Source organism: uncultured Halorubrum sp. (genome assembly GCF_937146585.1).
GTDB lineage: Archaea > Halobacteriota > Halobacteria > Halobacteriales > Haloferacaceae > Halorubrum > Halorubrum miltondacostae.
This window is the reverse complement of sequence record NZ_CAKZRO010000168.1, coordinates 1-4649: the sequence shown is the minus strand read 5'-3', so window position 1 is coordinate 4649 and position 4649 is coordinate 1. Positions and strand designations below refer to the sequence as shown.

Sequence of the window (4649 nt, the reverse complement as noted above, 5' to 3'; positions counted from 1 at the left end):
ATGCACTCGACTTGTAATCGAGACTTCCGGGGTTCAAATCCCTGCCCTGGCTTGACGCCGGCCGGTTTTCTCGTCGCTCCGCTCGCAGTGTCGCACTAAGCCGTCGCGACCACCGATGGTTCTAGACCCGTTCGGTCCCAATGCGTCGTGTGAACGACCACCGAGATCACCGCGCGGGACTGCGCACGCAGCGCGAGGAGATCGATGACACGCGACTGCCCGTCAGCGGGGCGTTTCCGGACTGGCTGTCCGGCGACCTGATCGGCAACGGGCCGGGGCAGTTCGAGGCCGGGGACACGGAGCTCCGCCACTGGTTCGACCCGTTCGCCATGCTCCGCCGGTTCCGGATCGACGACGGCGAGGTCAGGTACGCGAACCGGTTCGTCCGGAGCCGCGACTACGCGTACGCACTGGAGCGCGGCGGCGTGCGGACGCCGTTTCCGGGGACGCCGCCCGACCGCTCGCTCCCGACGCGGCTCCGACAGGTCCTCGACGGGACGTTCCCGGACAACCCCGTCATCGGCGTCCAGCGGTTCGGCGACGAGTACGCGGCGATCACCGAGTCGCCGACCGCGCTGACCTTCGACCCCGACACGCTCGAGACGACCGGCCGGATCGATCTCACCGCGGGGCTGGACTGCGACCTGACCCTCGCGCACGTCCACTACGACCCCGACGCGGAGGCGTTCCTCAACCTGGGCGTCTCGTACGGTCGCGACACCGTGTACACGCTGTTCGAGCGCCCGAGAGACGGTGGTGAGCCGACCGCGTTGACCCGGCTTCAGTTCGACGAAGCGCCCTACATCCACTCGTTCGCCGTGACCGACCGACACGTCGTCGTCACCGTGAACGCGTACGGGTTGGACACCGCTCGCCTCCTCAAGGGCGCGGTGACGAAGGAGACGTTCCTCGACGCGTTCCGACCGCTCTCGGCGCCCCTCCGGTTCGTCGTCCTCGATCGGTCGACCGGCGAGCACGTGGCGACCGCGTCGGCGCCGCCGGCGTTCGTCTACCACCACGCGAACGCGTTCGAGCGCGACGGCGAGATCCTCGTCGACCTCGTCGCGTTCGACGACGACCGCGCGGTCACCGGGCTCGCGCTGTCGAACCTCCGGAGCGACGAGCCGGACCTCCCGCGGGGCGACCTGTGTCGGTACGCGGTCCCCCTGTCCGGCGGCGAGGCCGCTCGGACGACCCTCTACCGGGGGCCGGTCGAGTTCCCGGTGATCAACTACCGCGCGGTCAACGGCGAGCCCCACCGATACGTCTACCTCGCCGAGACCGACGGCGCGTCGAGCCTGCCGACGGACGTCACGAAGGTGGACGTGGAGACCGGCACCGTCCGGCGGTGGCGCGAGTCGGGGACGCACCCGGGGGAGCCGCTGTTCGTCCCCGCCCCCGACGCCGACGGCGAGGACGACGGGGTCCTGCTCTCGGTCGTGTTGGACCCCGAGGCGGACCGCTCGCGGTTGGTCTGTCTCGACGCCGGGACGCTCGATGAGATCGGCCGAGCCGAACTCCCACACCGCCTCCCGTTCGGCTTCCACGGGCAGTTCTATGGGCCGTCGACCCCGAGACGCAGCATGGCGTGACGTCGCCGCAAGTCTCGCTGACCGACATCCGGCTCCCACCGGAGGAGCGACGACGGTCCCCCTCGCGGCCATCGCTTAAGTGCGCCCGACGCGCACGTCGGGTATGGACTCGTCGGACCGAGCGCTGCTCGGCGCGGCCGGGATCGTCGGGGCGCTCGTGGTGGCCGTCGCGTTCGCCGGCGGCGCGCTCTTCGGCTTCGACGAGTCGGCCGCGCGGCCGCTCCGACTCCTCGCGGTGGAGCCGATCACGTGGATCGTGGTCGCGGCGCTGCTCGTCGCCGTCGTCGGGAACGCATACATCGAGTAGCGACGCGGGACCCCCCGCCGCCGGACTGACTCCCGACTCACCGCACGACCGTCACCGGCACCGGCGAGCGCCGGAACACCGTCTTCGCCACGTCGCCGACGAGCAGCCGGTCCGCGATCGACCCGCCGTGGGTGCCCAACACGACGACGTCGAACTCCTCGGCGCGGTTGAGAATCCCGCGCGCGGGTCTGCCCACCTCCACGACCGTGTCGACCGTCGCGTCGTGCTCCGCGGCGATCTCGCGGGCCCGGTCAAAGACGGGCTCGGCGGCCTCGCGAATCCCGTCCGCGCCGGTCTCCGACAGAGCGATCCCCGCGGCCGAGCCCATCATCGGCGACGCGCTGCCCACGACGTGTACCACGCTCACCGCGGCGCCCGGGTGGGCGTCGAGCGCGTACCGGAGCGCGCGCTCCGAGAGGTCCGAACCGTCCACCGCCACGAGCACGCGCGATATCATACCGGCAATACGCGCCGCGAGCTGATAAACGCAAGTAGTGATCTGCGGCCGGAGAACCGGGTGAGCGACCGCTCAGGCGTCGGCGTCCTCGATCGCTGCGACGAGCGCGCCGAGCGCGCGCTCGGCCGCGCCGCGCTTCACCGCGTCGCGGTCGCCGTCGAGGACGACCCGTTCGGCGCGGACGAACGACTCGCCGGTGCCCCACGGGGCGGCGTGCGCGACGCCGACGTAGACGAGCCCGACCGGCTTCTCGTCGGTTCCGCCGGACGGCCCCGCGATCCCCGTGGTCGCGACCGCCCAGTCGGCGTCCGCCCGGTCGCGCGCGCCGGCCGCCATCTCGCGGACCACGGGCTCGCTCACGGCCCCGTGCGCGTCGAGCGACTCGCGGGAGACGCCGAGCAGCTCGCGCTTGGCGTCGTAGGTGTACGTAACGAACCCGCGGTCGAAGTAGGCGCTCGCGCCGGCCACGTCGGTCACCCGCGACCCGACCAGCCCGCCCGTGAGCGACTCCGCGGTCGCGAGCGTCTCGTCCCGGTCGGCGAGGAGTACGTTCAGGCGGTCGGCCGGGGGCGTCGTGTCCTCCATACCGCCGCTCCGGGCGAGACGCCCCTGAGGTTTACGCCCCGTCCCGTCGAAGGGCGACCGTGACCGACACCGACTGGGACGAACGGTTCGCGTCGGGCGAGTACCCGCGCGCCCCCGAGCCGTCCCCCGTGCTCCGCGCCTACGAGCCGTCGCTGCCCGACGGGCGCGCGCTCGACGTCGCCGCGGGGACCGGCCGCAACGCCGTCTACCTCGCCGACCGCGGCCACGACGTGGACGCGCTCGACGCGTCGGCTGAGGGGCTCCGCATCGTCCGGGAGCGCGCCGCCGAACGCGGGACCGCCGACCGGGTCGAGGCGATCCGCGGCGACGTCGCGACGTACGGCTTCCCGGCGGAGACGTACGCGGTGATCACGATGAGCTACTTCCACGCGCTCGACCGGTTCACCGACCTGATCGCCGCGCTCGAACCGGGGGGCTACCTCTACGTCGAGGGGCACCTGCGGTCGGCGGAGCCGTCGCCGTCGGGGCCGAGCGACGACAGCTACCGCTTCGCGGCGAACGAACTGCTCCGCGCGGGGCTGGGGCTGAGCGTGCGCTACTACGACGAGACGACGACCGAGCGACCGGGCGACCGCCGGCGCGCCGCGGCGCGGCTGCTCGCGCAGAAGTCGACGGGCGTGCGGCAGTCGTATCCCTCGCGCCCGGAGGCCCCAGAGCGGTGGGCGGGAGACGCGTGAGCGATGACGTTTCCGCGTCGCCCGCGACGGTCCTCCGGACGCTGGTGGCGCGCGCGGTCGACGCCGACCCGGGGAGCCTCGCCGATCGGGTCGAGGTCGTCGAGCGCGGGGGCGAACCGGAGATCGACGACGGAGGCGAGCGCGACTCCCGGACACCGGTGGAGCGCCTCGCCGGACTGATCGCCGAGGCCGACGGCGTCGTGGCAGTCGTCCCGCGGTTCGACGCCGACCTCGCCCGTCGGCTGAACGACGCGCTGGCGGCGGTCCCGCGGGCGGTCCGCGTCGTGTTCACCGACGACGCGGCCGACCGCCTCGCCGGCGCGACGGGGCCGATCGTCCGGCGCGCGCTGGCCGAACGCGGCGTCGACGCGTACCGACACGACGGGGAGTCGCCGGTGGCGGTGGTCCTCGCCGACGAGCGCGCCGCGGTCGGGCTGATCGACGGGAACGGGGTCGCGGCGCTGTTGACGACGGACGACCCGGCGGTCAGGGAGTGGGCGGCCGGGACCTGTCGACGCTACCTCGACGCGGCCGAACCGGTGACCGAGGGGTGACAGAGGCGGACTCCGGGTCGGTGACGAGCGGCCCGACTCGGTGACGGAGGCCCCGGACCGCTTTTGAGGGTTGGCGTCGAACGGCGCGTATGAAAGCGCTACTGCTGTTGGTGGCCGGGATCGGCGGACTGCTCGAGGCCGTCGCGCCGCGGCGCGCCGTCGCGCTCTGGACGCGCGCGCTCTACCGGAACGCCGGCGAGGCGGAACCGCGCGACTGGGTGTACGCGGCAGCGAAGGTCGAGGGGACCCTGGTCGCGGCCGGCGCGCTCGTCGGCCTGTACCGGCTCGCGACGGCGGACGGAGCGACCGAGGGCGACGACGAAACGGGCGCGGCCGAGGGCGGCGCGGACGCGGAGCACGGCGTAGACGCGGCGTGAGCCGACGGGCGGTCGGAAGCGTCGGGTGCGGTGACCCGAACGTATATCAACGAGGTCGCGGTACGAACTGGCATGTCGG

7 protein-coding genes are annotated in these 4649 nt (G+C 73.1%); 5 read left to right on the top strand and 2 right to left on the bottom strand.

Annotated elements, in window-relative coordinates; genetic code table 11:
- The first annotated feature begins 149 nt into the window (after positions 1–149).
- Together Q0116_RS13910 and Q0116_RS13905 are read left to right on the top strand one after the other, a co-directional pair.
- Positions 150–1592: a carotenoid oxygenase family protein gene (locus Q0116_RS13910; protein ID WP_297889612.1), complete on the top strand. Its 1443-nt coding sequence runs from the start codon at positions 150–152 to the stop codon at positions 1590–1592.
- Positions 1593–1695: 103 nt separating this feature from the next.
- Complete coding sequence (locus Q0116_RS13905; RefSeq protein ID WP_297889609.1) at positions 1696–1899, top strand: hypothetical protein; 204 nt, start codon at positions 1696–1698, stop codon at positions 1897–1899.
- A 37-nt stretch (positions 1900–1936) separates the two neighbouring features.
- On the opposite strand, the gene Q0116_RS13900 is transcribed toward Q0116_RS13905, so the two are convergent.
- On the bottom strand, positions 1937–2356 hold the full coding sequence (locus tag Q0116_RS13900) for a universal stress protein (RefSeq protein ID WP_297889606.1): 420 nt from the start codon (positions 2354–2356) through the stop codon (positions 1937–1939).
- Between the two features lie 72 nt (positions 2357–2428).
- Complete coding sequence (locus Q0116_RS13895; RefSeq protein ID WP_297889603.1) at positions 2429–2941, bottom strand: CinA family protein; 513 nt, start codon at positions 2939–2941, stop codon at positions 2429–2431.
- 59 nt (positions 2942–3000) lie between these two features.
- Here Q0116_RS13895 and Q0116_RS13890 point away from each other — a divergent pair, with 59 nt between their 5' ends.
- From Q0116_RS13890 to Q0116_RS13880, 3 genes are all read left to right on the top strand, one after another.
- Positions 3001–3639: a bifunctional 2-polyprenyl-6-hydroxyphenol methylase/3-demethylubiquinol 3-O-methyltransferase UbiG gene (locus Q0116_RS13890; protein ID WP_297889600.1), complete on the top strand. Its 639-nt coding sequence runs from the start codon at positions 3001–3003 to the stop codon at positions 3637–3639.
- Complete coding sequence (locus Q0116_RS13885) at positions 3636–4193, top strand: hypothetical protein (protein ID WP_297889598.1); 558 nt, start codon at positions 3636–3638, stop codon at positions 4191–4193. The genes Q0116_RS13890 and Q0116_RS13885 overlap by 4 nt, the downstream gene beginning before the upstream one ends.
- Positions 4194–4282: 89 nt before the next feature.
- Positions 4283–4570: a hypothetical protein gene (locus tag Q0116_RS13880; protein WP_297889595.1), complete on the top strand. Its 288-nt coding sequence runs from the start codon at positions 4283–4285 to the stop codon at positions 4568–4570.
- The last annotated feature ends 79 nt before the right edge of the window (positions 4571–4649 follow it).

Bases quoted from the DNA above. Each gene is read 5' to 3' on its own strand.
- Q0116_RS13905 (WP_297889609.1), top strand. From the start codon at position 1,696: ATGGACTCGTCGGACCGAGCGCTGCTCGGCGCGGCCGGGATCGTCGGG.
- Q0116_RS13900 (WP_297889606.1), bottom strand. From the start codon at position 2,356: ATGATATCGCGCGTGCTCGTGGCGGTGGACGGTTCGGACCTCTCGGAG.
- Q0116_RS13895 (WP_297889603.1), bottom strand. From the start codon at position 2,941: ATGGAGGACACGACGCCCCCGGCCGACCGCCTGAACGTACTCCTCGCC.
- Q0116_RS13880 (WP_297889595.1), top strand. From the start codon at position 4,283: ATGAAAGCGCTACTGCTGTTGGTGGCCGGGATCGGCGGACTGCTCGAG.